The organism is Achromobacter kerstersii (genome assembly GCF_902859595.1).
GTDB lineage: Bacteria > Pseudomonadota > Gammaproteobacteria > Burkholderiales > Burkholderiaceae_B > Achromobacter > Achromobacter kerstersii.
Genome location: NZ_CADIJQ010000005.1, coordinates 420,190 through 446,415, shown reverse-complemented (window position 1 = coordinate 446,415; position 26,226 = coordinate 420,190). Strand labels below are relative to the sequence as shown.

23 protein-coding genes are annotated in these 26,226 nt (G+C 64.9%); 16 read left to right on the top strand and 7 right to left on the bottom strand.

The features are described 5' to 3' along the window. Positions 1 to 39: 39 nt before the first annotated feature. Positions 40 to 378: a DUF1840 domain-containing protein gene (locus HV765_RS17875; RefSeq protein ID WP_054420997.1), complete on the bottom strand. Its 339-nt coding sequence runs from the start codon at positions 376 to 378 to the stop codon at positions 40 to 42. Positions 379 to 681: 303 nt separating this feature from the next. Between HV765_RS17875 and argS the strand changes: the two genes are divergently transcribed. The 5 genes from argS (at position 682) to HV765_RS17850 (ending at position 6,229) form a co-directional block, all read left to right on the top strand. Next, a complete protein-coding gene (gene argS, locus HV765_RS17870; RefSeq protein WP_054420996.1) occupies positions 682 to 2,367 on the top strand; it encodes an arginine--tRNA ligase in 1,686 nt (561 codons plus the stop codon). Positions 2,368 to 2,376: 9 nt separating this feature from the next. After that, entirely contained in the window at positions 2,377 to 3,114 is a 738-nt protein-coding gene (locus HV765_RS17865) for an SPOR domain-containing protein (RefSeq protein ID WP_054420995.1), read from the top strand. 103 nt (positions 3,115 to 3,217) lie between these two features. Continuing rightward, positions 3,218 to 3,850, top strand: a complete 633-nt coding sequence (locus HV765_RS17860; protein WP_054420994.1) for a thiol:disulfide interchange protein DsbA/DsbL — start codon at positions 3,218 to 3,220, stop codon at positions 3,848 to 3,850. Positions 3,851 to 4,010: 160 nt separating this feature from the next. After that, positions 4,011 to 5,234 carry an ABC transporter substrate-binding protein gene (locus HV765_RS17855; protein ID WP_175170495.1) on the top strand — a complete coding sequence of 408 codons (1,224 nt, stop codon included), beginning with the start codon at positions 4,011 to 4,013 and terminating at the stop codon, positions 5,232 to 5,234. After that, positions 5,213 to 6,229, top strand: coding sequence for an alpha/beta hydrolase (locus HV765_RS17850; protein WP_420840125.1), 1,017 nt, complete (start codon positions 5,213 to 5,215; stop codon positions 6,227 to 6,229). The genes HV765_RS17855 and HV765_RS17850 overlap by 22 nt, the downstream gene beginning before the upstream one ends. A 52-nt stretch (positions 6,230 to 6,281) precedes the next feature. On the opposite strand, the gene metC is transcribed toward HV765_RS17850, so the two are convergent. Both metC and HV765_RS17840 read right to left on the bottom strand, forming a co-directional pair. Beyond that, positions 6,282 to 7,475, bottom strand: a complete 1,194-nt coding sequence (gene metC, locus HV765_RS17845) for a cystathionine beta-lyase (RefSeq protein WP_175170494.1) — start codon at positions 7,473 to 7,475, stop codon at positions 6,282 to 6,284. 115 nt (positions 7,476 to 7,590) lie between these two features. After that, positions 7,591 to 8,379 carry a nitroreductase gene (locus HV765_RS17840; RefSeq protein ID WP_254600625.1) on the bottom strand — a complete coding sequence of 263 codons (789 nt, stop codon included), beginning with the start codon at positions 8,377 to 8,379 and terminating at the stop codon, positions 7,591 to 7,593. Between the two features lie 113 nt (positions 8,380 to 8,492). On the opposite strand from HV765_RS17840, the gene HV765_RS17835 reads away from it, so the two are divergent. After that, entirely contained in the window at positions 8,493 to 9,119 is a 627-nt protein-coding gene (locus HV765_RS17835; protein ID WP_054420989.1) for a LysE family translocator, read from the top strand. A gap of 45 nt (positions 9,120 to 9,164) precedes the next feature. On the opposite strand, the gene HV765_RS17830 is transcribed toward HV765_RS17835, so the two are convergent. Continuing rightward, positions 9,165 to 10,232, bottom strand: a complete 1,068-nt coding sequence (locus HV765_RS17830) for an MBL fold metallo-hydrolase (protein WP_054420988.1) — start codon at positions 10,230 to 10,232, stop codon at positions 9,165 to 9,167. Between the two features lie 73 nt (positions 10,233 to 10,305). On the opposite strand from HV765_RS17830, the gene HV765_RS17825 reads away from it, so the two are divergent. From HV765_RS17825 to HV765_RS17815, 3 genes are all read left to right on the top strand, one after another. Continuing rightward, the gene (locus HV765_RS17825; protein ID WP_006216751.1) at positions 10,306 to 10,686 is read left to right on the top strand and encodes a MerR family transcriptional regulator; all 381 of its coding nucleotides are present in this window, start codon (positions 10,306 to 10,308) and stop codon (positions 10,684 to 10,686) included. 10 nt (positions 10,687 to 10,696) lie between these two features. Next, the gene (locus tag HV765_RS17820) at positions 10,697 to 11,029 is read left to right on the top strand and encodes a YnfA family protein (protein ID WP_175170493.1); all 333 of its coding nucleotides are present in this window, start codon (positions 10,697 to 10,699) and stop codon (positions 11,027 to 11,029) included. Between the two features lie 137 nt (positions 11,030 to 11,166). After that, the gene (locus tag HV765_RS17815; RefSeq protein ID WP_175170492.1) at positions 11,167 to 12,258 is read left to right on the top strand and encodes an FmdB family zinc ribbon protein; all 1,092 of its coding nucleotides are present in this window, start codon (positions 11,167 to 11,169) and stop codon (positions 12,256 to 12,258) included. A 46-nt stretch (positions 12,259 to 12,304) separates the two neighbouring features. Here the strand turns inward: HV765_RS17815 and HV765_RS17810 are convergent, their stop codons facing one another. Continuing rightward, entirely contained in the window at positions 12,305 to 13,279 is a 975-nt protein-coding gene (locus HV765_RS17810) for a Bug family tripartite tricarboxylate transporter substrate binding protein (protein ID WP_054420985.1), read from the bottom strand. 90 nt (positions 13,280 to 13,369) lie between these two features. After that, positions 13,370 to 14,548 (bottom strand): M20 aminoacylase family protein, encoded by a 1,179-nt coding sequence (locus HV765_RS17805; RefSeq protein ID WP_054420984.1) that lies wholly within the window; start codon positions 14,546 to 14,548, stop codon positions 13,370 to 13,372. A gap of 247 nt (positions 14,549 to 14,795) precedes the next feature. On the opposite strand from HV765_RS17805, the gene HV765_RS17800 reads away from it, so the two are divergent. From HV765_RS17800 to HV765_RS17770, 7 genes are all read left to right on the top strand, one after another. Beyond that, positions 14,796 to 15,974 carry an isovaleryl-CoA dehydrogenase gene (locus HV765_RS17800; protein ID WP_054420983.1) on the top strand — a complete coding sequence of 393 codons (1,179 nt, stop codon included), beginning with the start codon at positions 14,796 to 14,798 and terminating at the stop codon, positions 15,972 to 15,974. A 22-nt stretch (positions 15,975 to 15,996) separates the two neighbouring features. Beyond that, positions 15,997 to 17,916: a bifunctional isocitrate dehydrogenase kinase/phosphatase gene (gene aceK / locus HV765_RS17795; RefSeq protein WP_175170491.1), complete on the top strand. Its 1,920-nt coding sequence runs from the start codon at positions 15,997 to 15,999 to the stop codon at positions 17,914 to 17,916. 2 nt (positions 17,917 to 17,918) lie between these two features. Then, positions 17,919 to 19,100 carry an acetyl-CoA C-acetyltransferase gene (locus HV765_RS17790; protein ID WP_054420981.1) on the top strand — a complete coding sequence of 394 codons (1,182 nt, stop codon included), beginning with the start codon at positions 17,919 to 17,921 and terminating at the stop codon, positions 19,098 to 19,100. A 218-nt stretch (positions 19,101 to 19,318) separates the two neighbouring features. Continuing rightward, on the top strand, positions 19,319 to 20,926 hold the full coding sequence (locus HV765_RS17785; protein WP_054420980.1) for a carboxyl transferase domain-containing protein: 1,608 nt from the start codon (positions 19,319 to 19,321) through the stop codon (positions 20,924 to 20,926). A 57-nt stretch (positions 20,927 to 20,983) separates the two neighbouring features. Next, a complete protein-coding gene (locus HV765_RS17780) occupies positions 20,984 to 23,011 on the top strand; it encodes an acetyl/propionyl/methylcrotonyl-CoA carboxylase subunit alpha (RefSeq protein ID WP_175170490.1) in 2,028 nt (675 codons plus the stop codon). A gap of 154 nt (positions 23,012 to 23,165) precedes the next feature. Further along, positions 23,166 to 24,407, top strand: coding sequence for an MFS transporter (locus HV765_RS17775; RefSeq protein ID WP_054420978.1), 1,242 nt, complete (start codon positions 23,166 to 23,168; stop codon positions 24,405 to 24,407). Positions 24,408 to 24,528: 121 nt separating this feature from the next. After that, a complete protein-coding gene (locus tag HV765_RS17770) occupies positions 24,529 to 24,903 on the top strand; it encodes a glutaredoxin family protein (protein WP_175170489.1) in 375 nt (124 codons plus the stop codon). 52 nt (positions 24,904 to 24,955) lie between these two features. Here HV765_RS17770 and HV765_RS17765 read toward each other — a convergent pair whose 3' ends face one another. Next, positions 24,956 to 26,173: a hypothetical protein gene (locus tag HV765_RS17765; RefSeq protein ID WP_254600624.1), complete on the bottom strand. Its 1,218-nt coding sequence runs from the start codon at positions 26,171 to 26,173 to the stop codon at positions 24,956 to 24,958. Positions 26,174 to 26,226: the final 53 nt, after the last annotated feature.

The following is a 26,226-nucleotide window of genomic DNA, read 5'->3' as shown; positions in this document are numbered from 1 at the left end:
CAAAAAAAGCCGGTCAGATTGTCTGCCCGGCGACATTGCCTACCAGCCGCGTGACGCCTCCCAGGTGACCTCGACATTGGCGGCTTGGGATTGCCGCATCATGTCCAGCAAGGGGAAGGCGCGTTCCTTCATGCCGACTGCGCGGGCCATGGGGGAGCGGGGCGCCTTGTCCTCGTCGTCTTCGTCGGCGGGGTGTTCGGCGATTTCGATGGCTCGTTCGATGCCTGCGATGGCGGGGCCCAGCTGGTCGACGGTGAAAACGCCGCGCTCGGGAATCTTGTCACCGATGGACTTGCCCGCAGCCTGCAGAATGGGACCGGCGTGGTCGGACAGCATCAGCACCTCGGCAACCGCCTTGGAGTGAAAGGTAATCAGCATATTGCGGTCTCCCTCATTGAGTACGTTACATACACTACCGCAACGCCCGGGGGATGCCAACTGGCCCCGAAGCGCCCGCCGCCAGGGCGCCGTCGCCCCGGGCTAGAGGTTTGATTTTATTGACAGTTCCGGCGGCCCGGCGAACGCTTGCCGGACGGTTTGACGCCCGTTGGCCGCCGATTGGCCCGCCAAATCAACTATCATTCAGCATGATTCCCGTGACATTGCCGGCCCGGACCGCGTCCGCTTGATCCCCGCCAGATCTCCGCATCGGTCACTCACCCAGAACTTCTCCAGACGCCCATGCTCCCCGAGCAACAAAAACAGCTTATCTCCCTGATCCAGGCCGCCGTTGCGCAGAGCCTTCCCGACGCCCAGCCCAACGTGCTGCTGGAGCGCCCCAAGGTCGCCGCCCACGGCGACGTCGCCACCAACGTGGCCATGCAGCTGGCCAAGCCCGCAGGACGCAACCCGCGCGAACTGGCCCAGGCCATCGTTGACGCGCTGATGGCCGCCCCCGGCGCGCGTGATCTGGTCGACAGCGCTGAAATCGCCGGCCCCGGCTTCATCAACCTGCGTATCACCGCCGCCGCCCGTCAGGCCGTCATTGCGACGGTCGCCGAGCAGGGCGCAAGCTTTGGCCGCGCCGCGCGCAGCGGCGAGAAGATCCTGGTCGAATTCGTGTCGGCCAACCCCACCGGCCCGCTGCACGTGGGCCATGCCCGCCAGGCTGCGCTGGGGGACGCCCTGTGCCGCCTGTACGACGCCAGCGGCTGGGACGTGACCCGCGAGTTCTATTACAACGACGCTGGCAACCAGATCGAAAACCTGGCCATCAGCGTGCAAGCGCGCGCCCGCGGCCTGACGACCGACTCCCCCGAATGGCCGGCCGACGGCTACAAGGGCGACTACATCGTCGACATCGCCCGCGACTTCCAGGCCGGCAAGACCCTCCAGGCGTCCGACGGCCAGCCCGTCACCGCCACCGGCAACATCGACAGCCTGGACGACATCCGCGCCTTCGCCGTGGCCTATCTGCGCCGCGAACAAGACCTGGACTTGCAAGCGTTCGGCCTGAAGTTCGACAACTACTACCTGGAAAGCTCGCTGTACACGTCGGGCCGCGTCGAAGCCACGGTCAACGCGCTGATCGCCGGCGGCCATACCTATGAAGAGGGCGGCGCGCTGTGGCTGCGCACCACCGAATTGGGTACGGGCGACGACAAAGACCGCGTGATGCGCAAGAGCGAAGGCGGCTACACCTACTTCGTGCCTGACGTGGCCTATCACAAGGCCAAGTGGGAACGCGGCTTCCACCGCGCCGTCAACATCCAGGGCAGCGACCACCACGGCACCGTGGCCCGCGTGCGCGCCGGCCTGCAAGCGCTGAACGAAGGCATCCCGAAGGACTACCCGTCTTACGTGCTGCACAAGATGGTCAAGGTGATGCGCGGCGGCGAAGAGGTCAAGATCTCCAAGCGCGCCGGCAGCTACGTCACCATGCGCGACCTGATCGACTGGGTGGGCCGCGACGCCGTGCGCTACTTCCTGATCCAGCGCCGCGCCGACACCGAATTCGTGTTCGACGTGGACCTGGCCTTGTCCAAGAGCGACGAAAACCCGGTCTATTACATCCAGTACGCCCACGCGCGCATCTGCACGATGATCAACAACGCCGGCATGCCCGCGGCCGATGTGGCCGCCGCCGACGTGTCCGTGCTGACCGCGCCGTCGGAATTCGCGCTGATGCAGCGTCTGGCCGAATTCCCGCACGTGGTGGCGTTGGCCGCCCAGGACCTGTCGCCGCACCACATTGCCTTCTGGCTGCGTGACTGCGCGTCGGACTTCCACGCCTGGTACAGCGCCGAACGCGTGCTGGTCGACGACGTGGCCCTGAAGCTGGCCCGCCTGCGCCTGGCCGCCACGACGCGCCAGGTGCTGGCCAACGGCCTGGAGCTGCTGGGCGTGTCCGCCCCCGAGCGGATGTAACATCGGTTCATGGCAACCAAGCGCAAACCCACCCGCCGTTCCTCAGGCGAAAGCGGCAGCACCCTGTACGGGGCGCTCGCCGGCCTGCTCATCGGTCTGATCGTGGCCGCCGTCGTGGCCTTTTATGTCACCAAGGCCCCGGTGCCCTTCGTGGACCGCGCCAGCCGTCAGGGCGACACGGGCAAGCTGCCCGACCCCCGGCAGGCGCCGGACCCCAACGCGGGCCTGTACGGCCGCGACGGCGCGGCGGGTGCGCCGCCTACCGGCCCCACCGCCACGGCGCCTGCGCCCTTACCTGGCGCCGGCACGGGCGCGGCCAAGCCGGACGAAACACCGTCACGGCTGGACGACCTGGGCGCGCTGATCGCCACCTTGCCGTCGACCGCCAAACCGCAGGCCACAGCTCCCGCGGCGGTCGCCATGGCGCCCAGCCAGGCCCCCACGCCGATCTCCAAGCCCGCGGCAACACCCGCGCCTAAAGCCGCTGCGCCCGCTACGGCCACGGCGTCCGCCGCCACCGGCACGTACTTCCTGCAAGCTGGCGCCTTCCGTGGCGAAAACGACGCGGAATCGCTCCGCGCCCGCATCCTGCTGCTGGGGCTGCCCGTGAACGTGCAAAAGGCGGAAGTGAACGGCAAGCCGATCAACCGGGTCCGGGTGGGTCCGTTTGCGCGCCTGGACGACATGAATCGCGCCCGCGGCCGATTGGGCGAGAACAAGATTGAAACCGCCGTGGTGCGCCAGTAGTGCGCCAGTAGTGCGCCAGTAATGCACTCTGGCGCCATTTTTTCGATTGAACTTATCCGCGTTTGAACCTGTCTGTAACTTTTTACTCAGGAACCTCTCATCCATGCTGTCCCCCAAGATTGTTCGTATCCTGGCCGCGGCCGCACTGACGGCCACCGCGTTCTTCAGCCCGGTCAGCCACGCTCAAGGCACGCAAGCCTATGTGGCGATCAACCCGCCGCTGCCCTCGGATACCCCGGGCAAAGTGGAAGTGCTGGAATTCTTCGCCTACACCTGCCCGCATTGCGCCGCCATGGAACCCATGGTTGAAGACTGGGCCAAGACCGCCCCGTCTGACGTCGTGCTCAAGCAAGTGCCGATCGCCTTCAACGCCGGCATGAAGCCGCTGCAACAGGTCTACTACACGTTCCTGGCTCTGGAACGCCCCGACCTGCACGCCAAGTTCTTCACCGCCATCCACGGTGAACACAAGCGCCTGTTCGACAAGAAGGCCATGGGCGACTGGGCGGCTTCGCAAGGCGTGGACCGCGCCAAGTTCGATTCGATCTTCGATTCGTTCAGCGTGCAAACCCAAGTGCAGCGCGCCACCCAGCTGGCCGACGCCTACCGCATCGACGGCACGCCGTCGTTTGCCGTCGGCGGCAAGTTCATGACGTCCCCGGTCATGGCGGGCAACAGCTACGAAGGCGCCCTGAAGGAAGTGAACCAACTGATCCCGATGGCGCGCAACAAGTAATCCGCGTCCTCCGCATCACCGCAAAGCGCCTCGGCCAATCTGGCCGGGGCGTTTTCTTTTGGGAAATCGTTAAGAAAGTGCTGCGCTCCGGCGCGGGGGCAGCGCTAAACTTTCACCACAAAATTCGCCGCAACGACGGCATAAAACGGGTGGAAGACAAATGACATCGCAATCTCTGCGCGCACGCGCGGCATTGAGCCTTGGGCTGGGCCTCAGCTTGGCGCTCGGCGCCTTCACCACGCACGCCAGCACGGCCGACGGCGTGAAGATCGGGGTCCTGACGGACATGGCGGGCGTCACCGCTGACGCCACGGGCAAGGGGTCGGTGGAAGCCGCCCGGCTGGCCATCGAGGAAATGGGCGGCACGGTGTTGGGCAAGCCGATCTCGCTGGTTTCGGGCGACCATCAACACCGCCCCGACATCGGCAGCAGCATGGTCCGCAAGTGGTACGACACCGACGGCGTTGACGTCGTGGTGGACGTGCCCAACTCGTCCGTCGCGCTGGCCGTGCAGGGCATCGCGCGCGAAAAGAAAAAGCTGGTGCTGTTCTCCAGCCCCGGCACCACCGCGCTGTCGCAAGCGCAGTGCTCGCCCTACGGCGTGCAATGGACGTACACGACCTACGCCTTGTCGCGCGGCACGGCCACCGCCGTCGTCAATGAAGGCAACAAGCGCTGGTTCATCCTGGCGTCCGACTACGCCTTCGGCAAACAGTTGGCGGCCGACACCGAAGCCGTCGTCAAAGCCAACGGCGGCGAAGTCGTAGGCACCGTTTTCCATCCGTTGAACGCGTCGGACTTTGCGTCCTTCCTGCTTCAGGCCCAAGGCTCCAAGGCGCAGATCATCGCCATTGCCAACGCGGGCGGCGACACGATTTCCGCCATCAAGCAGGCGGCGGAATTCGGCATTGGCGGCACGCAGCAGCTTGCGGCCATGCTGCTCTTGATCACGGACGTGCACAGCCTGGGCCTGCAAGCGGCGCAGAAAACGTATTTGACCGTGCCGTCGTACTGGGACATGAATGACGGCACGCGCGCCTTCACCAAGAAGTTCGAAGCGCGCGTCGGCCGTCCGCCCACCTTCTTGCAGGCGGGTGTGTACAGCTCGGTGCGCCACTACCTGCAAGCCGTGAAAGCGGCCGGCACGGCGGATGCCGACGCGGTGATGGCGAAGATGAAATCGCTGCCCATCGACGACCCGTTCAGCTTGAATGCCCACATCCGTGAAGACGGCCTGGTGGTGCGCGACATGATGCTGGCGCAGGTGAAGACGCCCGCGCAATCCAAAGCGCCTTGGGACTACTACAACATCGTGCGCAACATCCCCGGCGACACGCTGGCGTGGCCGCTCGCGGAAAGCCAATGCCCGCTGGTCAAGAAATGACCAAACAGGCGCATCAACCGGGGGGGCAACGGCCGGGGCAACAACCAGGGCAGCAACCCCTCTCGCTCGCTGACTTCGGCAGCTTCTACGCGGGCGGCAGACCGGTGCGCATTGCCGGGCTGCCACAGCGCGAGATTGCGTTCACGAAAAGCGCGTCGCTGGCCTACGACCCGAACGGGCTCTACCACTTCGAACAGGCGTACGTGCAGTACTTCATTCCGTCGCGCCTGACGCATCCCTTGCCCATCGTGCTGCTGCATGGCGGCGGCATGACGGGCGCAATGTGGGAACAGACGCCTGACGGACGCCCCGGCTGGACGCAGCATTTTCTGCGCCAGGGCCATGCGGTGTATGTGGTGGACAACGTTGAGCGCGGCCGCGCCGGCTGGGCGCCGTTTGAGCAGGTCTGGCCCGAACCGCCCATCATCCGCACCGCCGAAGAAAGCTGGTCGTTGTTTCGCTTTGGCCGCGCCGAAGACTACGCGTTGCGCCGCGCGTTCGCGGGGCAACGTTTTCCGGTTGATGCGTTCGATGATTTCATCCGGCATGCCGTGCCGCGCTGGCTGGGCAACAACGATGCGGCCCTGCACGGTTTCTGCGCCGTGCTGGACCGCATCGGCCCATGCCTGGTGCTGGCGCACAGCCACGGCGGCGAAGTGGCGTACCGGGCGCTGCATGCACGGCCCGATCTGGTGCGTGGCGTGATCGGCATCGAGCCGTCGGGGTTTTCGGGCGACGTCACGGCCGCCGCCGTGGCGGGCAAACCGTTCCTGTTTGTCTATGGCGACTATCTGGATGCCACGCCGCTATGGCAGCGCCTGTGCGCAAGCGGGCAGGACTACGCCGAATCACTTGCCCGGCATGGTGCGCGGGTGGATACGTGGCGGCTGGCGGACCAGGGCATTGCGGGCAATTCCCACATGCCGATGATGGACGACAACAGCGATGACATCGCCGCGCGCATCGGCGCGTGGATACGCAGCGCGGCAGTCTGAACCCGTCGCACCGCATTCCGAAATATGGCGCGGCGGGTTCAGACCTTCGCACTTACTCGCCGACCGCCGCCGCCTTTTCCAGCGCCTGGGTCAGATCCGCGATGATGTCTTCCGGCGATTCCAATCCGATGTGCAAGCGCACCAACGCGTTGTCACCTTCGCCCCAATAGCGGTGATGGGACAAGTCCTTGGGCGATACGAGCTGCACCAGGCTTTCGTAGCCGCCCCAGGAAAAGCCGATGCCAAACAAGGTCAGTGCGTCCACAAAGGCGCGCGCGGCCGCGGGCGACAGGCGCAGCTCAACCGACAGCATGCCGTTGGAGCCGGAACAATCACGCTTCCACAGCGCATGGCCGGGGTCGGCCGGCCAGGCCGGATGGAACAAGCGCACGGTCTCGGGGCGGCTCTTGAAGAACTCGCATACTTGCAGCGCATGGCGCGCGTGCTGCGCCATACGGATGGGCATCGTGCGCACCCCGCGCAGCGCCAGCCACGCGTCGTCCGCGCTGATGGAATACCCCATCGCGTACTGCGTGCGGTTGAGCTTCTTGGCGATGGCCTCGTCGTTGGTCACCACCGCGCCCAGCATCAGGTCGGAGTGGCCGCCCACGTACTTCGTGCCTGCAATGACGGACACCTGCGCGCCCAACGTCAGCGGGCGATAGATGTAGCCGGAGCCCCAGGTGTTGTCAGTCGCCAGCACCAGGCCGTGCGCGTTGGCAAAGGCCGCCATCGCGCCCATGTCCAGCATTTCAAACAACAGCGAACCCGGCGACTCCACGTACAACAGCTTCGTGTTCGGCTGCACCAGCGATTCCAGGTCATCACTGGTTGAGAAGTACGTGATGTCGATGTTCATGCGCTTGAGCACGGCGTCGTCCAGCTCACGCATCGGGCCGTACACGCAATCGGAAATCAGGGCGTGGTCACCCGCCGAGCACAACGCCATCATCACCATCGTCATGGCCGACAGGCCCGACGACGCCAGATAGCAATGCGTGCCGCCTTCCAGCTGCGTGAAGACTTCCTCCAGCGCGGCGTGGGTGTCCATGCCCATGCGGCCGTAGGTGGTGGCGCGGCCGCCAGCGGCCTTGCTGCGCTGCGCCTGTTCCAGCGCGGCCAGGTTCTCGAAACGCACGGTGCTGGCGCGCATCGGCGGCAGCGGCACGGGCGCGGTGCCGGTCTCGGGGTTGAACGGGGCGGTGCCCGCGTGCTGCAAAACCGTATCGATGTGTTTGGAAGTCATCTGCTGAGGGAATGCGGTAGTGTGAACAAGGCCGAATCGGGGCGAATAGGAGCGAATAGGGGCGAATAGGGTGAACCTTATCAGGCGCGCGGGCGCCTGTCCCTAGCCCCTGTCCCTAACTCGTGACCCAGTTGACGGTTTCCGGCAGCTCGGCGCGCCGGGTGCGGTAGCTGTTGGCGGGATGCGCGGTATCGGCGTAGCCAAAGGAAATGCCGCAGACCACGCGCCGGTCGGGCGCAATGCCCAGCACGTCGCGCAGCACTTCGGGGTACATCGCCAGCGACGCCTGCGCCACGGTGGCCACGCCATTGGCCTGGGCCGCCAGTAGGAAGTTGGCGACGTACCCGCCGCAGTCCATCGCGCCGTATTCGCCCAACGCCTCGTCGGTCGTGATGATGGCCACGTGCGGCGCGTCGAACAATTGGAAGTTGCGCATCTCTTGCTGGCGGTAGGCCTCGCGGTCGCCGCGCGCCACGCCCACCGCACCGTACAGCTGAAAGCCCGACTCGCGGCGGCGGGCCAGGTATTCGTTGCGGTACTCGCGGGGGAAGGGGAAGTCGGGCGTGAAGCCGGCGTGTTCGGCTCGTGCGGTAAGCGCCGCCCGTAAACGATCAGTGCCTGCGCCTTCGGTAATCGCCACCTGCCAGGGCTGGCAGTTGCACCACGACGCCGTGCGCTGGGCCAGGGTCAGAATCCGTTCAATGACGCCGCGTGGCACAGGCGCGGGCAGGAACGCGCGGCAGCTGTGGCGCGCCAAGAGCCACGCTTCGAGCGCGGCGTCGCCACCGGCCGGCTGGGCTGTTGCATCAGCGCTTGCGTCGAGCTTTGCGTGAAGGTTAGGGTCAAGACTGGCGTCAGGGTTTGCGCCAGGGGTAGTGTCAGCGCTTGCAGCATGAGTCGTCATGGCGTGTCTCTCTCTCCTTGTATGTCCGGTGGTGCGGGGTGGACGGCGTGGATTTTGCCCTTATGATGCCATTCTCCGGCTGACCGGAACCCACCCGAACCAGGCGAAATCCCATGCTGCCCCTTGATACCTTGATCGCTTTTTTCGGCATTGCCGTCCTGTTGGCCTTGACGCCCGGGCCGGACAATCTGTTCGTGCTGATGCAATCGGCTATCTGGGGACGCAAGGCGGGCATGCTGGTGGTGCTGGGCCTGTGCACCGGCCTGTTGGGTCACACGGCGGCCGTGGCGCTGGGTTTGGCGGCGGTGTTCGCCGCGTCGCCCATGGCGTTCACGGCGCTGAAGCTGGCGGGCGCCGCATATCTTGCGTATCTGGCGTGGCAGATTTTGCGCGCGCCCGTCGAAGCGGAAGATGGCAAGCGGCCCGAACCGCTCAAGCCCGGCGCGCTGTACCGGCGCGGCATCGTCATGAACCTGACGAACCCCAAGGTGCTGCTGTTCTTCTTCGCGTTTCTGCCGCAGTTCACCACCCCCGCGCTTGGCCCCGTCGGCGTTCAGGTCATGCAGCTGGGCGCGGTGTTCATGGTGTCGACGTTGCTGGTGTTCGGCGCCATCGCATTCTTCTCGGGCGCGTTCGGCGAACTGCTGCAACGCTCGGTGACGGCCAAGCGTTGGCTGAACCGCATCGCCGCGCTGGTGTTTGTGGGCCTGGCCGTCAGGCTGGCCACCGCCACGCGCTAAGAGGGGCCGCAACGCCCCCATCAGCGCGGCGGTGTGAGTGGCCGATCACGCCGCCGTGAAGCGCACGATGCCATCCGCCCCGGTCGCGCGTTTCAGCTTGCCTTCGAAATACAGCGCGTGCAGATGCGCCAGCGCCTCGCCCATGGCGAAGGTCAGCTGATGCAGATCCAGCTTGCGCTTGAATAGCACCGGCACGATGTCGGACGTGGACTGCGGCTGCACCGTGCACGCTTCCAGCACTTCCGCCAGCCGGTCACGGTGATGCTCGTGCTGTTGCGCGATGCGCTCGTGCAAACCGGTGAACGGCCGGCCATGCGACGGCAGCACCAGCGTGTCATCCGGCAAGCCGTCATAGCCATCCAGCGACCGCAGATACAAGGGCAGGGGATTGGCGTCGGGTTCGTAATCGAACACGCTGACGTTGGTCGAGATGCGCGGCAACACCATGTCGCCAGAGATCAGCACGTTCAGGCCGGGCGAGTGCAGCGACGCATGTTCCGGCGCATGGCCGTAGCCGACAATCACGCGCCAATCGCGGCCGCCGATGCGGACCTGATCGCCGTGCATGATGCGCGTGTAGCGCGCGGGCACGGCGGGCACCAGGTTCGGGTAGTAGTTGGCGCGCTGGCGGATTTGCTCCTGCGCGTCCGGGTCGGTCAGGCCGTGGCGGGCGAAATGCGCCACCGCCGATTGGCCGCCTGGGCCGCCGCCGGCCTCATTGCGGCGCGACGACCACAACGACGCCACCATGAAGTCCGTCATCGTCATCCACAGCTGTGCGTCCCAGCGCTCGCACAGCCAATGGGCCAGGCCGATGTGGTCAGGATGCATGTGCGTGACCAGCACACGCAACACCGGCAGCCCTTCCAGTTCGTTCTTGAAAACGTCTTCCCACAACGACTTGACCTCGTCGCGCGAGATGCCACAGTCAACAATCGTCCAGCCGTCGCGGCCGTCGATGTTGTCGCGCAGCAGCCAGAGGTTGATATGATCCAGCGCGAACGGCAGCGGCATCCGAATCCATTTGACGCCCTCCGTCACCACATGGGCATGGCCGGCTTCGGGCTGGAAGTCCGCCCAGGGATACTGCAATTTCTGTTCGTTGGGGTTCATTGCCTCTCGCTCCACGCTTGACGTTCACGTCAAGTCATCATAATTTACGTTTACGTAAACTGCCACACGTCGCATGCCCTCGTCAACCTGGACCATCTCTGAACTCGCCCGCGAGTTCGACGTCACGCCCCGCACGATCCGCTTCTACGAAGACCAGGGGATCGTCAGCCCGGCGCGCGAGGGCCGCAACCGCATCTTCGGTCCGCGCGACCGCACGCGCCTGAAGCTGGCGCTGCGCGGCAAGCGGCTGGGGCTGCAACTGTCCGAAATCCTGACCCTGATCGACATGTATGACGGGCCGGGCGATACCGAAGTGCAGCTGCGTCAGTACCTGAGCGTACTGGAACAGCATCGCGCCACGCTCGAACAACAACGCCGCGACATCGAAGACACCTTGCAAGAGATTGCACAGCAGGAACGCGAATGCCGCGTGCTGCTGGCGCAAAAGCCATAAGGGCCGACTCATGGCCGCCCTGCAAACCGTTGCGCTGTTCGTCCTGACCGCGCTGGCCGAAATCATCGGCTGCTATCTGCCTTATCTGTGGCTGCGCAAGGGCCATTCCATCTGGCTGCTGGCGCCCGCCGCCATCAGTCTGGCGCTGTTCGCGTGGCTGCTGACCTTGCATCCCACCGCTTCGGGCCGCGTCTACGCGGCGTATGGCGGTGTGTACATCGGCATGGCGCTGCTGTGGCTGTGGGCGGTAGACGGCGTGCGGCCCAGCATCAGCGATTGGGTCGGCGTGGGCCTGTGCATCGCGGGCATGCTCGTCATCATGTTCGGGCCGCGCAGCGCGTAAACCTTCGGGCCTGCATCGGCCGTTGATCAAGCGCGCGGCCGCCCGCGTGGCGTCACCGCGATCGGCGTTGATAGTTCCGACCCAAAATCGGATTCATCCAATATCTTTGCGCACGGCGGGAAGGCAAGATCGGCTCCATGCACAAGAGCCGTCCTCACCCCATTCTTGACCGCCAGCCGCAGCTTCGCGCAACCGCCGACGCCGCAGGCTTTGAGTGCCTGGATAGCGACTGGCGCGGCTTGTCTGCGATGTACCGTTTTCAATGCCGCGCAGGGCACCGCTTTGACCGCACCTTGCAAACGTTTGGCCGCGCGCGCGAGACCAAATGCCCCGTCTGTACGGCAGAAGCAAACTTCACCCGCTTGCGCGCCTTGTCGCAAGAGGCCGGCGTGCAATGCCTGGAATCGCACTGGCTCGGCTGGGACAGGCCGCATCGCTTCCAATGCCAGGCCGGTCACCGCTGGACCCGCAACGGCAACAAGGCGCTGGATCGTACCGGTTGCCCCGTCTGCGGACGCGATGCCGGCTACCGGCGCAGGCGCGACGATCTGCTGACTCGTATTCATCAAACGGCAGCGGCGCGCGGCGGCGTCTGCCTGGACACGGCAAGCCCTCGCGGGCAACGCGTGTTCCGCTTTCGCTGTGGCGCGGGCCATGAATGGAACGCCCCCGGCGCCGACGTCCTGCGGCGCACCTGGTGCCCGGAATGCGCGCGGCTGCGCAAGGTTGAAGGGTATCGGCACCCGGACGGCCTGGAACGCCTGCAACGCAAGGCCGCCGAACGTGGCGGCGCCTGCTTGTCGGACGCGTATCACGGGCTGGGCGTGCGCTACCGATTCCGTTGCACAGAAGGCCATGAATGGCTGACAACGGGCGGCAAGATACTGTTGGGAAGTTGGTGCGGCGTGTGTGCGAACGTCAACAAGCGCCTGGGCATCGAAGCGGCGCATCACGCAGCGCGCGAACGCGGCGGGCAATGCCTGTCATCCAGCTATGTAAACACCACCAAGAAGCTGCATTGGCTATGCCATCGCGGGCACGATTGGTATGCGCCATTCGCGTCGATCCGGGCCGGGCATTGGTGTGCGCAATGCGCGCACATCGCGCGGATCACCAAAGCAGATTCATTGGCCCGAATGCGGTATCGGGTGGCGCCGCTGCCCGTGGATGATCGGGGTGCGCCACAAAAATCGCGTAAGCGCCCCACGCTGGAGGCCTTAAAGCCGTAGGCCCAACACGGGGACGCTTACGCAATCGGCACGATTGAACCCAGGCTTACTCAGCCTTGATATTGCCTTCCTTGATGATGCGGGCGTTGTTCGTGAATTCCGCCTGCACTTGCTTGACGAACGCATCGCCCGATGCCGTACCCGGTTGCAGGTACGACTTCGCCAGCAAGTCCTGGAATTCGGCGCTGGCAACGGCCTTGGTCAACGCCGCTTGCAGCGGCTGCGACACAGCCGGCGGCAGGTTGGCCGGCGCGAACACGCCAAAGTTCGAGTAGTACTGCGCTTGCGGCATCTTCAGTTCGGCCATCGTCGGCACGTCGGGCCAGGCGGCCAGACGTTGCGGCGCCATCACGGCCAACGGCTTCAATGCGCCATTGGCCACATGCGGCAACACCACATCGCTATTGACCACCAGCAGTTCAATCACGCCGCCCAAGCCATCGGTCAGCGCCTGGCTGTTGCCGCGATACGGCACGTGCAGCATCTTGGTGCCGGTCTGCGTGGTGACAGCGGCCATGCCGATGTGGGCCACGGTGCCTTGGCCCGGGGTGCCATAACGCACCCCTTCCGGATGCGACTTGGCGTACTCGACCAGCCCCGCGAAATCCTTCACCGGCAACGACTTGGTGGCAACGATCGCCACCGGCGCCACCGCCACGCTGGCCACCGGCGTCAGGTCCTTCATCGGGTCGTAGTTGGTCTTGGCCAGATGCGGGAAGATGGTCAGCGGGCTGGTGGACGCCAACAACAGCGTGGTGCCGTCCGGCTGCGCGCGAGCCACAAAGTCCGTACCCACAGACGCGCCCGCGCCCGGCTTGTTTTCAACGATCACGGTCACGTTGGCTTCCTTGCGCAACGCGTCGCCCAGGCGGCGCCCGATCGCATCGGCGCTGCCGCCGGCGGTGTAGGGCACGACCAGCGTCACAGGCTTGGCGGGCCAGCTTTGCTGGGCCATCGCGCCGCTTGCCATGATTGCCAGGGCCGCCCCCGCGGCCTTGATCAGCAATGTCTTCTTTTTCATATCGTCCTAGTGATGTTGCGTAGCACTGCGGTGGGTAAAGCGTCGAACGTAATCCGTGTAGCGGTGAAGCCCATCAAGCGGGCGCGGCGCTCAGGCCGCAAGGTAGCGTTGCGCCAGGCGAACCCAGTACGACGCGCCCGCCGGAATCAAAGAATCATTGAAGTCATAGCTGGCGTTGTGCAGCATGCACGGGCCCAGGCCGTGGCCGGCCATGCGGTGCTCGCCATCGCCGTTACCCAGGAACACATAGCAGCCGGGCTTTTCCTGCAACAGAAAAGCGAAATCTTCCGAGGCCATGGCGGGTTCGATCGTCAGCGCGCGCTCGTCGCCCACGACGTCACGCATGACGTTCATGCAGAACTCGGTCTCGGCCACCGTGTTGACCAGCGCCGGGTAGCGGCGCTCGAAGAACACATCGGCCTCGCAGCCGTGCGCGGCCGCGATGTTGCTGGCGATTTCCTTCATGCGGCGTTCGATCAGGTCCACCACATCGGTGCTGTACGCGCGCACCGAACCGCCCAGCCACGCCGTGTTGGGGATGACGTTGATGACGGTGCCACCGGCCTGCACCTGCGTGATCGACAGCACGGCCGCATCCAAGGGGCGCTTGCTGCGGGTCAGGATGGTTTGCAGCGACTGGCCGATGGCGAACAACGCAGGCACCGGGTCGGCGCAGTCTTGCGGCGCGGCGGCGTGGCCGCCCTTGCCCTTGACGGTGATCTTGAAGCCATTGGCCGCCGCCATCATCGGGCCGGCGCACACGCCGAACGATCCGGCGGGCAGGCCCGGCCAGTTGTGCATGCCGAACACGGCTTCGCACGGAAAGCGCGTGAACAAGCCGTCCTGGATCATCGCGCGCCCGCCCGCGCCGCCTTCTTCGGCCGGCTGGAAGCACAGGTACACGGTGCCATCGAAGCCGCCTGCCGTTTGCAAATGCTGGGCCGCGGCCAGCAGCATGGCCGTGTGGCCGTCGTGGCCACAGCCGTGCATCTTGCCGTCGTGGCGCGAACGATGTTCGAACTGGTTTTCTTCCTGCATGGGCAGCGCGTCCATGTCGGCGCGCAGCATGATGGCGCGGTCCGACGTGCCCCGCTTGATCACCCCGACCACGCCCGTCTTGGCGATGCCGGTATGCGTTTCGATGCCCCAGCCTTGCAGCGTATCGGCCACCACCTTGGCCGTGCGGTGCTCTTCATAGCAGAGCTCCGGGTGCATGTGAATATCGCGCCGCAGCGCCACAATTTCTTCCAGATTGGATAGTTCGAGCACGGCAAACTCCGACTTGTCGAGGCAGATTTCAGGGACAGAGACGGATATTACTCACCGTTACTCCCTGGGAAATACGCATTTCCCTAGGGATAACCCGACTCCAATTTACGTTTACGTAAACGTAATATTTGCGGTGCATCATTGCGCAGCGACGCCGTGTCGGCGCATGATGAGCCACGCGATGCAAATAAGGCGCAGACCACAGGCGCCCATAAGAATGTAAGTACCCACTATCACGGAGACATCGATGAATCTTCCCGGCCTGAACTTCGACCTGGGCGAAGACCTGGACATGCTGCGCGACGCGGTGCGCAATTTTGCGCAGGCCGAGATCGCGCCGCGCGCGGCGGAAGTGGATCGCAGCGACCAGTTCCCCATGGACCTCTGGCGCAAATTTGGCGAACTTGGCGTGCTGGGCATGACGGCCGACGAAGAATATGGCGGCGCCAACATGGGCTATCTGGCCCACATGGTGGTGATGGAAGAAATCTCGCGCGCCAGCGCCTCGGTGGGCTTGTCCTACGGCGCGCACTCCAACCTGTGCGTGAACCAGATCAACCGCAACGGCACGGCCGCGCAAAAAGCCAAGTACCTGCCCAAGCTGATCTCGGGCGAACACGTGGGCGCGCTGGCCATGAGCGAACCGGGCGCCGGGTCGGATGTCGTCAGCATGAAGTTGCGCGCCGAGAAAAAGGGCGACCGCTACGTGCTGAACGGCACCAAGATGTGGATCACCAACGGCCCCGACGCCGACACGCTCGTCGTCTACGCCAAGACCGACCCCGAAGCCCACCAGCGCGGTATCACCGCGTTCCTGGTCGAAAAGGGCTTCAAGGGTTTCTCGGTGGCGCAAAAGCTCGACAAGCTGGGCATGCGCGGCAGCCACACGGGCGAACTCGTGTTCCAGGACTGCGAGATTCCCGAAGAGAACGTGCTGGGCCAGGTCAACGGTGGCGTGAAGGTGCTGATGAGTGGGCTGGACTACGAACGCGCCGTGCTGTCTGGCGGCCCGCTGGGCATCATGCAGGCCGTGATGGACGTGGTGGTGCCGTACATCCATGACCGCAAGCAATTCGGCCAGGCCATCGGCGAATTCCAGCTGATCCAGGGCAAGGTCGCCGACCTGTACACCACGCTGCAAGCCAGCCGCGCCTTCTGCTACCAAGTGGGCAAGAACCTGGACAAGCTGGGCGCCGAACACGTGCGCCAGGTGCGCAAGGACTGCGCCGCACTCATCCTGTACACCGCCGAGAAAGCCACATGGATGGCGGGCGAGGGCGTGCAGATCCTGGGCGGCAACGGCTACATCAACGACTACCCGGTGGGCCGCCTGTGGCGCGACGCCAAGCTGTACGAGATTGGCGCGGGCACCAGCGAAATCCGCCGCATGCTGATCGGCCGCGAACTGTTCAACGAAACCGCCTGATCCGCCGGCCGAGCGCTCCGCCATGATCCGCCTGTCCGACGTCCAGCATATCGAGCCGGCCCCCGCCCCGGGGCCGTCTCCGCTGGATGTCGCGCGGCGGATTCTGGCGGGCTTTGATCGCCACTACGCGCTGTTTCGCTACAGCGCGCAGCGCGCCAAGGCGCTGTTCGAATCCGGCGACTGGCACGGCATTCAGCACCTGTCGCGCGAACGCATCGAGTACTACGACATGCGCGTGCGCGAATGCGCCACGCAACTGGAAGGCGTGTTGCGCGGGCGCCCCGAGAGCGCGCTGGACGACATCCCCAGCCACAACGGCACCAGCAACGGCAACGGCGCGGCCGTGCCCGCGCTGACCGACACCCAGACCGCCTACTGGCAACAGATCAAACAGGAATTCGTGGGCCTGCTGGGCGAACACAAGCAGCCCGAATGCGCCGAAACGTTTTTCAATTCGGTAACGTGCCGGCTGCTGCACCGCGACTATTTCCACAACGATTTCCTCTTCGTGCGGCCCGCCGTTGCAACGGAATATCTGGACAGCAGCATGCCGTCGTACCGGGTGTATTACCCGGCCACCGACGGCATGGAAAAAAGCCTGATCCGCATGGTGGCCGACTTCGGCCTGGCGCTGCCGTTTGAAGACCTGCCACGCGACACCCGCATGCTGGCGCGCGCCGCGGTCAAGCAATTGCGTACGCTGCTGCCGCGCCATGTGGGCCGGCGCATCGCCAGCGACTGCCAGATTCATGCGCTGGGCTCGCTGTTCTTTCGCAACAAGGGCGCCTACATCGTCGGCCGCCTGATCAACCAAACCACCGTCTACCCCTTTGCCGTGGCGCTCACGCGCAATCCGGCAGGGCAGGTGACGCTGGACGCGCTGCTGTTGGGCGCGGATGACCTGAGCACGCTGTTCAGCTTCACACGCGCGTATTTCCTGGTCGACATGGAAACGCCCGCGGCGGTGGTGAACTTCCTGGCGAGCCTGTTGCCGCGCAAGCCCAAGGCCGAGCTCTACACCATGATCGGCCTGCAAAAGCAGGGCAAGACACTGTTCTACCGCGACTTCCTGCATCACCTGACCCATTCGCGCGACGCCTTCGACATTGCACCCGGCATCAAGGGCATGGTGATGTGCGTGTTCACGCTGCCGTCTTACCCGTACGTGTTCAAGCTGATCAAGGACCGCATCGACAAAGACGGCATGGACCACGCCACCGTGCGGCGCAAGTACCAGATGGTAAAGCTGCACGACCGCGTCGGCCGCATGGCTGATACCTGGGAGTACTCGCAGGTGGCGCTGCCGCGCAGCCGTTTCGCGCCGGCGCTGCTGGATGAATTGCGGCGGCTTGTGCCCAGCCTGATCGAAGAAACGGATGACACCGTCGTCATCCGCCACGTCTACATCGAACGGCGGATGACGCCGTTGAACATCTATCTGCGCCAGGCGTCCGACGCGCTGCTGGAACCCGCCGTGCGTGAATACGGCGATGCGATCCGTCAGCTGGCGGCGGCCAATATTTTCCCGGGCGACATGCTGTACAAAAACTTCGGCGTCACGCGGCTGGGCCGGGTCGTCTTTTATGACTACGACGAAATCCAGCGCATGACCGAGATGAATTTCCGGCGTATCCCGCCGGCCCCCAACGAAGAAGCGGAAATGGCGTCCGAACCCTGGTACGCCATCGGACCGAACGACGTATTCCCCGAAGAATTCGGCCGCTTCCTGCTAGGCGACGCGCGCGTGCGCGGCGCCTTCATGCGTCACCATGCCGACTTGCTGGAGCCGGACTGGTGGCAGGCCTGCCGCACCCAGGTGGCGCAAGGCCGAATTGAAGAATTTTTCCCTTACGATACGGACAGACGGCTGCGATCGGCACGCCCTTCAGGCACCCTCGCAGTTCCGACTCCCAGACGCTGTCCCGACCCTCACAGGAGCTAGTCATGTCAGATCCCATCGTTATCGTTTCCGTCGCCCGCACCCCCATGGGCGGCATGCTGGGCAGCTTGTCCGGCCTGGCCGCGCATGAGCTTGGCGCGGTGGCCATCAAGGCCGCCATCGAGCGCGCCGGCATCAAGCCCGAGCAAGTTGATGAAGTCATCATGGGCAACGTGCTGCAAGCCGGCCAGGGCCAGGCGCCCGCGCGTCAAGCCGCACTCGGCGCAGGCCTGCCGCTGGGCGTGGCGTGCACCACGATCCACAAGGTGTGCGGTTCGGGCCTGAAGGCAGCCATGTTCGGCCACGACCTGCTCGCCGCCGGCAGCGCCGAAGTTGTCGTCGCGGGTGGTCAGGAAAGCATGAGCAACGCGCCGTACCTGCTGCTCAAGGCGCGCCAGGGCTACCGCTTTGGCCACAACACCGTGTATGACCACATGGCGCTGGACGGCCTGGAAGATGCCTACGACAAGGGCAAGGCCATGGGCGTCTTCGCCGAAGACTGCGCCACCAAATACGAATTCACGCGCGAACAGCAAGACGCGTTCTCGCTGGAATCGCTGCGCCGCGCCCGCGCCGCCACGGAAGATGGCAGCTTCAAGTGGGAAATCGCCCCCGTCACCGTCGCCGGCCGCAAGGGCGACACCGTGATCGATACCGACGAAGCCCCCACCAAGGCCATGCCGGAAAAGATCCCGACCTTGAAGCCCGCCTTCAAGAAGGACGGCACCATCACCGCCGCGAACTCGTCGTCGATCTCCGACGGCGCTGCCGCCATGGTGCTGATGCGCGCGTCCACCGCCGAAAAGCTCGGCGTGAAGCCGCTGGCCCGCATCGTGGCGCACAGCCAGCACTCGCAAGAACCGGGCTGGTTCACCACCGCCCCGGTTGGCGCGCTGAAGAACCTGTTCGCCAAGACCGGCTGGAAGGCCGAAGACGTGGACCTGTACGAAATCAATGAAGCCTTCGCGGTGGTCACCATGGCCGCCATGACCGACTTCAAGCTGCCGCACGACAAGGTCAACGTCAACGGCGGCGCCACGGCCCTGGGCCACCCGATCGGCGCATCGGGCGCGCGCCTGATGGCCACGCTGGTTGGCGCGCTGCGCAAGACTGGCGGCAAGCGCGGCGTCGCCACGCTGTGCATCGGCGGCGGTGAAGCCGTCGCAATGGCCATCGAAATGGTCTAAGGCAATGCCTGGGAGACGGACTCACCCTCCGTCTCCCGATTGGCTTTTCGCCGCGCCTTTCTTGTGTGGCTTCCGGACGCGACAACGAGTCGCGGGCCATGCTTGGAAAGGCGCAACGAAAACCCAATCGACAAGAATGCCCGGCCCACCGGGCAGCGAGACAAACCGCTCGACCAGAGCGCCTTCAAATTCCAATCAAGCAGGACGGGTGGAACCCCATGCCCATCATCGAATCCCGCATCAATCCGCGGTCGCAGGACTACACCGACAATGCGCGCGCCATGCAGGCGCAGCTGGATGATCTGAATCAGAAACTGGCGCAGACCGCGCTGGGCGGCAGTGAAGCCGCGCGCGCCAAGCACGTGGCGCGCGGCAAGCTGTTGCCCCGCGACCGCGTCGAGAACCTGATCGATCCGGGCACCCCGTTCCTGGAACTGTCGCCCATGGCGGCGCACGATATGTACGACGGCGACGCGCCGGGCGCCGGCGTCATCACCGGCATCGGCCGCGTGTCGGGCACCGAATGCGTCATCGTCTGCAACGACGCCACCGTCAAGGGCGGCACGTACTACCCGATGACGGTCAAGAAGCATTTGCGCGCGCAGGAAATCGCCGCGCAAAACCATCTGCCTTGCGTCTACCTGGTGGATTCGGGCGGCGCCAACCTGCCGCAACAAGACGAAGTCTTCCCAGACCGCGAACACTTCGGCCGCATCTTCTACAACCAGGCGCAGATGTCTGCGCAAGGTATTTCGCAGATCGCCGTGGTGATGGGTTCGTGCACCGCGGGCGGCGCGTACGTGCCCGCCATGAGCGATGAATCCATCATCGTGAAGAACCAGGGCACCATCTTTCTGGGCGGCCCGCCGCTGGTGAAAGCGGCCACCGGAGAAGAAGTCAGCGCCGAAGACCTGGGCGGCGGCGACGTGCACACGCGCCTGTCCGGCGTGGTCGACCATCTGGCGGCCAACGACATGCATGCGCTGCAACTGGCGCGCAACGCTGTGGCGCGCCTGAACCGGAAGAAGCCCGCGCCGCTGGCGACCATTCCCGTGCGCGAACCGCGCTACGACCCCAGCGAATTGAACGGCATCATCCCCGCCGACACCCGCAAGCCCTACGACGTGCGCGAAGTGATTGCGCGCATCGTTGACGGCTCCGAGTTCGACGAATTCAAAGCGCGCTTCGGCCCCACGCTGGTCACGGGGTTTGCGCACATCCAGGGCATGCCGGTAGGCATCGTCGCCAACAACGGCATCCTGTTTTCGGAGTCCGCGCAAAAGGGCGCGCACTTCATTGAACTGTGCGCGCAGCGCAAGATTCCACTGGTGTTCCTGCAGAACATCACCGGCTTCATGGTGGGCCGCAAGTACGAAAACGAAGGCATCGCGCGCCACGGCGCCAAGATGGTGACGGCGGTGGCAACGGCCGCCGTGCCGAAGTTCACCGTGCTGATCGGCGGCTCGTTTGGCGCGGGCAACTACGGCATGTGCGGCCGCGCCTACTCCCCGCGCATGCTGTTCATGTGGCCCAACGCGCGCATCTCGGTGATGGGCGGCGAGCAGGCTGCAAGCGTGTTGGCCACCGTCAAGCGCGATGGCATCGAAGCGCGCGGCGGCAAGTGGTCGGCCGACGAAGAAGCCGCCTTCAAGGCGCCCATCCGCGAACAGTACGAACACGAAGGCCATCCGTATTACGCCACGGCGCGCCTGTGGGACGACGGCATCATCGCCCCGGCGGACACGCGCCGCGTGCTGGGCCTGGCGTTGTCGGCCGCGCTGAATGCGCCAATTGAAGACACGCGCTTCGGCGTGTTCCGCATGTAGGGCAGGCGCCACCGCCGCCCCCGCAGATCAAGAAGAACACCAGCCAGGATGACATTCATGTTCGACACTTTGCTGATTGCCAATCGCGGAGAGATTGCCTGCCGCGTCGCCGCCACCGCCCGACGCATGGGCATCCGCACCGTTGCCGTGTATTCGGATGCGGACGCCAATGCGCGCCACGTGGCGGCCTGCGATCAGGCCGTGTACATCGGCGGATCGGAACCGCGCGCGAGCTACCTGCGCGCCGGCGCCATTCTGCAAGCCGCCATCGACACCGGCGCGGGCGCCATCCACCCGGGCTACGGCTTCCTGTCGGAAAACGAAGCCTTTGCCGAAGCCGCGGAAAAAGCCGGCATCTCGTTCGTGGGCCCGCCCGCCTCGGCCATTGCCGCCATGGGCAGCAAGTCGGCCGCGAAGTCGTTGATGGAAAAGGCCGGCGTGCCGCTCGTGCCGGGCTATCACGGCGACAACCAAGACCCGCAATTCCTCAAGACCCAAGCCGATGGCATCGGCTACCCCGTGCTGATCAAGGCCAGCGCGGGCGGCGGCGGTAAGGGCATGCGCGTCGTGGAATCATCGGACGCATTCCTGGATGCATTGGCCTCGTGCCAACGTGAAGCCGCGTCCAGCTTCGGCGACGACCGCGTGCTGATCGAACGCTATCTGCAAAAGCCGCGCCACATTGAAATCCAGGTGTTTGCCGACACGCACGGCAATTGCGTCTATCTGTTTGAACGCGATTGCTCGGTGCAGCGCCGCCACCAGAAGGTCATTGAAGAAGCCCCCGCGCCGGGCATGACGGAAGAACGCCGCCGCGCCATGGGCGAGGCCGCCGTGGCCGCCGCGCGCGCCGTGGGCTACGTAGGCGCAGGCACCGTCGAGTTCATCTCGGAGCCCGACGGCCGTTTCTACTTCATGGAAATGAATACGCGCTTGCAGGTCGAACACCCGGTCACCGAAATGATCACGGGTCACGATCTGGTTGAATGGCAATTGCGCGTAGCAGCCGGCCAGCCGCTGCCTGCTCGTCAGGAAGACCTGCGCATCAATGGCCACGCCATCGAAGCCCGCATCTACGCTGAGAACCCTGAAAAGGGCTTCCTGCCGTCGATTGGCACCTTGGCCTACCTGGGCCTGCCCCCGCACACCGCGTTCACCAACGGCGATATCCGCGTAGATGGCGGCGTGCGCACGGGCGACACGATCACGCCGTTCTATGACCCGATGATCGCCAAGCTGATCGTGCACGGCGCTGACCGCGACCAAGCGCGTGCCCGCATGCTGCAAGCGCTGGCGCAAACGCAGGCCGTGGGCGTGCAGACCAACGTCGCGTTCCTGTCGCGCCTGATGAGCGACAGCGCCTTTGCCGCCGCCGACCTGGACACGGGCCTGATCGAACGCCAGCGCGCCACGCTGCTGCCGGAACCGCAAGCCGCCAATGCCGCCACGCTGGCGCTGGCCTCGGCCGCCGTGCTGGTGCGCCAGGGCCTGGCCCAGCCCGGCCTGGCATCCTCCGGCAAGGGTCCGGCAGACCCCTGGGACGCGCGCGACGGCTGGCGCCTGGGCAACCAATATCAACGCCATCTGCAATGGGTGGACAACGGCGAGACGCGACGCGTCACCGTGGCCCGCCAGGGCGGCGCGTGGACGCTGGACACCGGCGCGGGCGCCCAACCGTTCCTGTGGCGCTCTCACGCCAGCGCCAACCCGAACCTGGCCTATGGCCTGCGCATCACGCTGGCAGGCCACGAGAACGCCGGCACGGTCGTGCTGCATGGCGACCGCGCCCACGTCTTCGGCGAAGGCGGCGTGCACGTCCTGGAGCTCTACGACCCCCTCACGCACGCGCAGGACACGCAAGGCGAGCACAGCGGCGGCCTGACGGCCCCGATGCCCGGCAAGATCATCTCGATCTCGGTCAAGGCGGGCGACACCGTCGAAAAGGGCCAACCGCTGCTGGTGATGGAAGCCATGAAGATGGAACACACGATCTCCGCCCCCGCCGATGGCAAGGTCGAAGAAGTGTTCTACGGCGTGGGCGACCAGGTCACCGAAGGCGCTGAACTGGTGTCGATCGGGGCGTAGGCGCTTGCCCTGGCGCGCCATCGCGGTGGTCGTCAGGCTTGCCTCATTGACCGCAGGCTATCGCCCTGCCGGCTGGCGCTTTAGTTTCGCGTCAGCCGGCTGTCACTAGAATGTGCCTTCCGGCGCCGCCCGCGCGCCTGCCGCGCACGCTCCCATGCCCGCCCCCGATTCCCCCAGTCCGCTTACCCGCCCCCCGTTTCTGCACTTCCTGTTCGCGCGCGTCAGCGCGTCGTTGGCCTTTCAGATCGTCTCGGTGGCGGTGGGCTGGCAGATCTACGCGCTGTCCGGCAGCGCGATCGACCTGGGGCTGATCGGCCTGGCGCAGTTTCTGCCCATGGCCGCGTTGACGCTGGTGGTGGGCCACGTCGCCGACCGCTACGACCGCCGCAAGATCGTCGCCCTCTGCATGGCGCTGGAAACGCTGGCCACGCTGGTGCTGGCCATTGCCGCCTTGCACGGCGTGGGCGGCAAGACGCTGATCTACGCCACCATCATCATCATGAGCTCGGCGCGCGCCTTCGAAGCGCCGACCTTGTCCACGCTGATCCCCGCCGTGGTGCCCCGCGAATGGCTGCCACGCGCTACCGCCTTGGCGTCTTCGGGCGGCCAGATCGCGCAGATCGCCGGCCCCGCGCTGGGCGGCATCGGTTATGGATTTGGGGCAGGGTGGATCTATTGTGTCGCCGCGGCGTTGTACCTGTCGGCCTTCGCGTCGATTGCCACGCTGGTGATCGAACGCGCCCCGCCGCGCAAGGAACCGACGACGTGGCGCACGCTGTTCGCCGGCATCACGTTCATCTTCCAGCGGCGCTTGCTGCTTGGCACCTTGTCGCTGGACTTGTTCGCCGTGCTGCTGGGCGGCGCCACGGCGCTGCTGCCGATCTTCGCCAAAGACATCCTCAATGCCGGCCCCTGGGCGCTGGGCGCGTTGCGCGCGGCCCCAGCCTGCGGCGCGGCGTTGATGTCGCTGACGCTGGCCCGCTTGAGCCTGGGCGAACACGTGGGCCGGTTGCTGTTTGGTTCGCTGATCGTGTTCGGGCTGGCGACCACGGTGTTTGGCTTGTCGACCTCCATTCCGCTATCGGTCGCCGCGCTGGTGGTGCTGGGCGCGGCGGACGCGGTGAGCGTCGTGGTGCGCTCGTCGCTGGTGCAGCTGAACACGCCCGACCACATGCTGGGGCGCGTCAGCGCGGTAAACACCTTGTTCATTGGCGCGTCGAATCAGCTGGGCGAATTTGAATCCGGACTGACGGCGGAACTGTTCGGCGCCGTGCCGGCGGTGGTGATTGGCGGTATGGGAACCATCGCGGTTGCCGGGTTATGGATGCGATGGTTCCCGGAATTAAGAAAGCTGAAGACCTTGCAGGGGCACGAGACGGCGCAGAAGCAGGCGTGAAGCCATGGGCGTGAAGCCATCGGCTTGAGGTCATGGGCTTGAAGTCATCGGCTTGAGGTCACAGGGCTGAAGGCACACAGGGTAGACTGGCTGCCTCTTTCTTCCTTTCGAGTCCCCCACCATGTTTGTGAAAGCCCTACGTGTCGGCCTGGGTCAGTTGATTGTGCTGGGCGACGCGTTGACGCGCCCGCGCCCGCAGAAGCGCTCGGCACAAGGCCAGGCGGCGGTCAATAAAGACGCCGCCGCGCTCGCGCTCTATCAATTCAATGCCTGCCCGTTCTGCGTGAAGACGCGTCGCGCAATGCATCGCCTGAATGTGCCGGTCGCGCTGCGCGACGCCAAGAATGATCCGCAAGCGCGTGAGCAATTGCTGACGGGCGGCGGCAAGGTGAAAGTGCCTTGCCTGCGGATCGACGACGCGGACGGCACGCGCTGGATGTATGAATCCAACGAGATCATTGCGTATCTGGATAAGCGGTTTGGTGGGGTGGCGTGACGATGGGGTAGGGGCGTAACCCGCGCGTAACCCATTACCCCTCCAAGCCTGGCTATCGGAATGCCTCGATCACGTTTGGCGACGCCTTGTCTATCGGCTTTCCGTATACGGTTGGCTTTCTGTAGACCATGCCGCGCAGCAACTCATCCATCTTGGGCATCTTGAAACTCGTGGCGCTGGGCGCCTGACGAAAATTCTCGATGCTGGCGGGCAAGCGCTGCACGGTCAGTGACTGAATCAGGCACATCGTGTCACGCGCGGTTTTCTGGCACTTGTCCATGTTCAGCACGGGTTGGTCGTCCATCAGTACGAAACCATCGGTCAACACGACCTCGCCTTCTTTCAAGGTGATTGACGCGATCGGAGCAAAGTGCAGTTGCACAGTCATGCCTCGCACCTCTAGCTCCTCGGCCGTGCCGGCCTCGACGCCGCGCTGGGCGCTGCGCTGCCACCGGAATTCACGAGCGGCTTCATCGCAGCCGCCCCCCAGACGTACTACCACTTCGCAACCCTCGCCCAATCCGTCATCGGTTGCTTTCTCGTACTGCGGCCACGGACCCGTTTTCTTGTAGCCGATATCCGTCGTCTCGATCAGCGTAGACACGCCGACTTCTTCCAACGCCTCATCTATTGTCCAACTCCGCGTCCCGTTGGGAGTCGTGGCTCCTGGCTGACGATAAGTGATGACGTTGAGACGGTATTCGCCCGGCCACACGGGAATCACCTGATATGTGATCGCGCCATTCGGTGTTTGGAACCGAGGCCCAAGGTCGAAGTGATCGAACTTGTGTTTGCCATGGCCGGCGGTGATGGCATAGTCGCGCTCGGTCTTATTATTCCAACGCATCATCAGGCTTTGCTGGCGCAGAAACTTCTCACGCGTGGCTGCGTCGTCGAAATTACGCGGCCCCCCCGCATCAAGGTTGATGGTCGGAATCACCAACAAAGCCATGCCGTCGCGCACAAGACTGCCAATCGAGTTATCGAAGCTCGACCGTTGCCGCTCCGTTGCTTCGGCCACTTTCGCGACCCATTCGGGGTCGGGCGGCGACAGCGCAAGGGCGACCGCAGGAGTGAAAAGTCCAATCAGGCAAACTCGGGCGAGCACGGGAACAAGCGACATCGTTCTTCTTTCCTTTTTCTGATTCAAGGATGGACGGCGAGGGCGTGCCAGCGCGGCCTCGCAGAAAAAACGGCCCGGCCATGATATCGCGATGCCGCCAGTGCGCCAGCGCGCCAGGAAATCGTTGCATTTGTCATGTTTTGCCACGCACGATGGGCGAGTTCCGTGTTGAATGTCGCGCAAGAAAACCCATCAGACGC

Coding starts and splice junctions, on each gene's coding strand:
- HV765_RS17850 (WP_420840125.1), top strand. CDS start 5,213: ATGCCCGCTGGTCAAGAAATGACCAAACAGGCGCATCAACCGGGGGGG.
- HV765_RS17785 (WP_054420980.1), top strand. CDS start 19,319: ATGCCCATCATCGAATCCCGCATCAATCCGCGGTCGCAGGACTACACC.
- HV765_RS17770 (WP_175170489.1), top strand. CDS start 24,529: ATGTTTGTGAAAGCCCTACGTGTCGGCCTGGGTCAGTTGATTGTGCTG.
- HV765_RS17875 (WP_054420997.1), bottom strand. CDS start 378: ATGCTGATTACCTTTCACTCCAAGGCGGTTGCCGAGGTGCTGATGCTG.
- HV765_RS17810 (WP_054420985.1), bottom strand. CDS start 13,279: ATGAAAAAGAAGACATTGCTGATCAAGGCCGCGGGGGCGGCCCTGGCA.
- HV765_RS17780 (WP_175170490.1), top strand. CDS start 20,984: ATGTTCGACACTTTGCTGATTGCCAATCGCGGAGAGATTGCCTGCCGC.
- metC (WP_175170494.1), bottom strand. CDS start 7,475: ATGACTTCCAAACACATCGATACGGTTTTGCAGCACGCGGGCACCGCC.
- HV765_RS17825 (WP_006216751.1), top strand. CDS start 10,306: ATGCCCTCGTCAACCTGGACCATCTCTGAACTCGCCCGCGAGTTCGAC.
- HV765_RS17830 (WP_054420988.1), bottom strand. CDS start 10,232: ATGAACCCCAACGAACAGAAATTGCAGTATCCCTGGGCGGACTTCCAG.
- HV765_RS17790 (WP_054420981.1), top strand. CDS start 17,919: ATGTCAGATCCCATCGTTATCGTTTCCGTCGCCCGCACCCCCATGGGC.
- HV765_RS17860 (WP_054420994.1), top strand. CDS start 3,218: ATGCTGTCCCCCAAGATTGTTCGTATCCTGGCCGCGGCCGCACTGACG.
- argS (WP_054420996.1), top strand. CDS start 682: ATGCTCCCCGAGCAACAAAAACAGCTTATCTCCCTGATCCAGGCCGCC.
- HV765_RS17815 (WP_175170492.1), top strand. CDS start 11,167: ATGCACAAGAGCCGTCCTCACCCCATTCTTGACCGCCAGCCGCAGCTT.
- aceK (WP_175170491.1), top strand. CDS start 15,997: ATGATCCGCCTGTCCGACGTCCAGCATATCGAGCCGGCCCCCGCCCCG.
- HV765_RS17855 (WP_175170495.1), top strand. CDS start 4,011: ATGACATCGCAATCTCTGCGCGCACGCGCGGCATTGAGCCTTGGGCTG.
- HV765_RS17835 (WP_054420989.1), top strand. CDS start 8,493: ATGCTGCCCCTTGATACCTTGATCGCTTTTTTCGGCATTGCCGTCCTG.
- HV765_RS17840 (WP_254600625.1), bottom strand. CDS start 8,379: ATGACGACTCATGCTGCAAGCGCTGACACTACCCCTGGCGCAAACCCT.
- HV765_RS17775 (WP_054420978.1), top strand. CDS start 23,166: ATGCCCGCCCCCGATTCCCCCAGTCCGCTTACCCGCCCCCCGTTTCTG.
- HV765_RS17800 (WP_054420983.1), top strand. CDS start 14,796: ATGAATCTTCCCGGCCTGAACTTCGACCTGGGCGAAGACCTGGACATG.
- HV765_RS17865 (WP_054420995.1), top strand. CDS start 2,377: ATGGCAACCAAGCGCAAACCCACCCGCCGTTCCTCAGGCGAAAGCGGC.
- HV765_RS17820 (WP_175170493.1), top strand. CDS start 10,697: ATGGCCGCCCTGCAAACCGTTGCGCTGTTCGTCCTGACCGCGCTGGCC.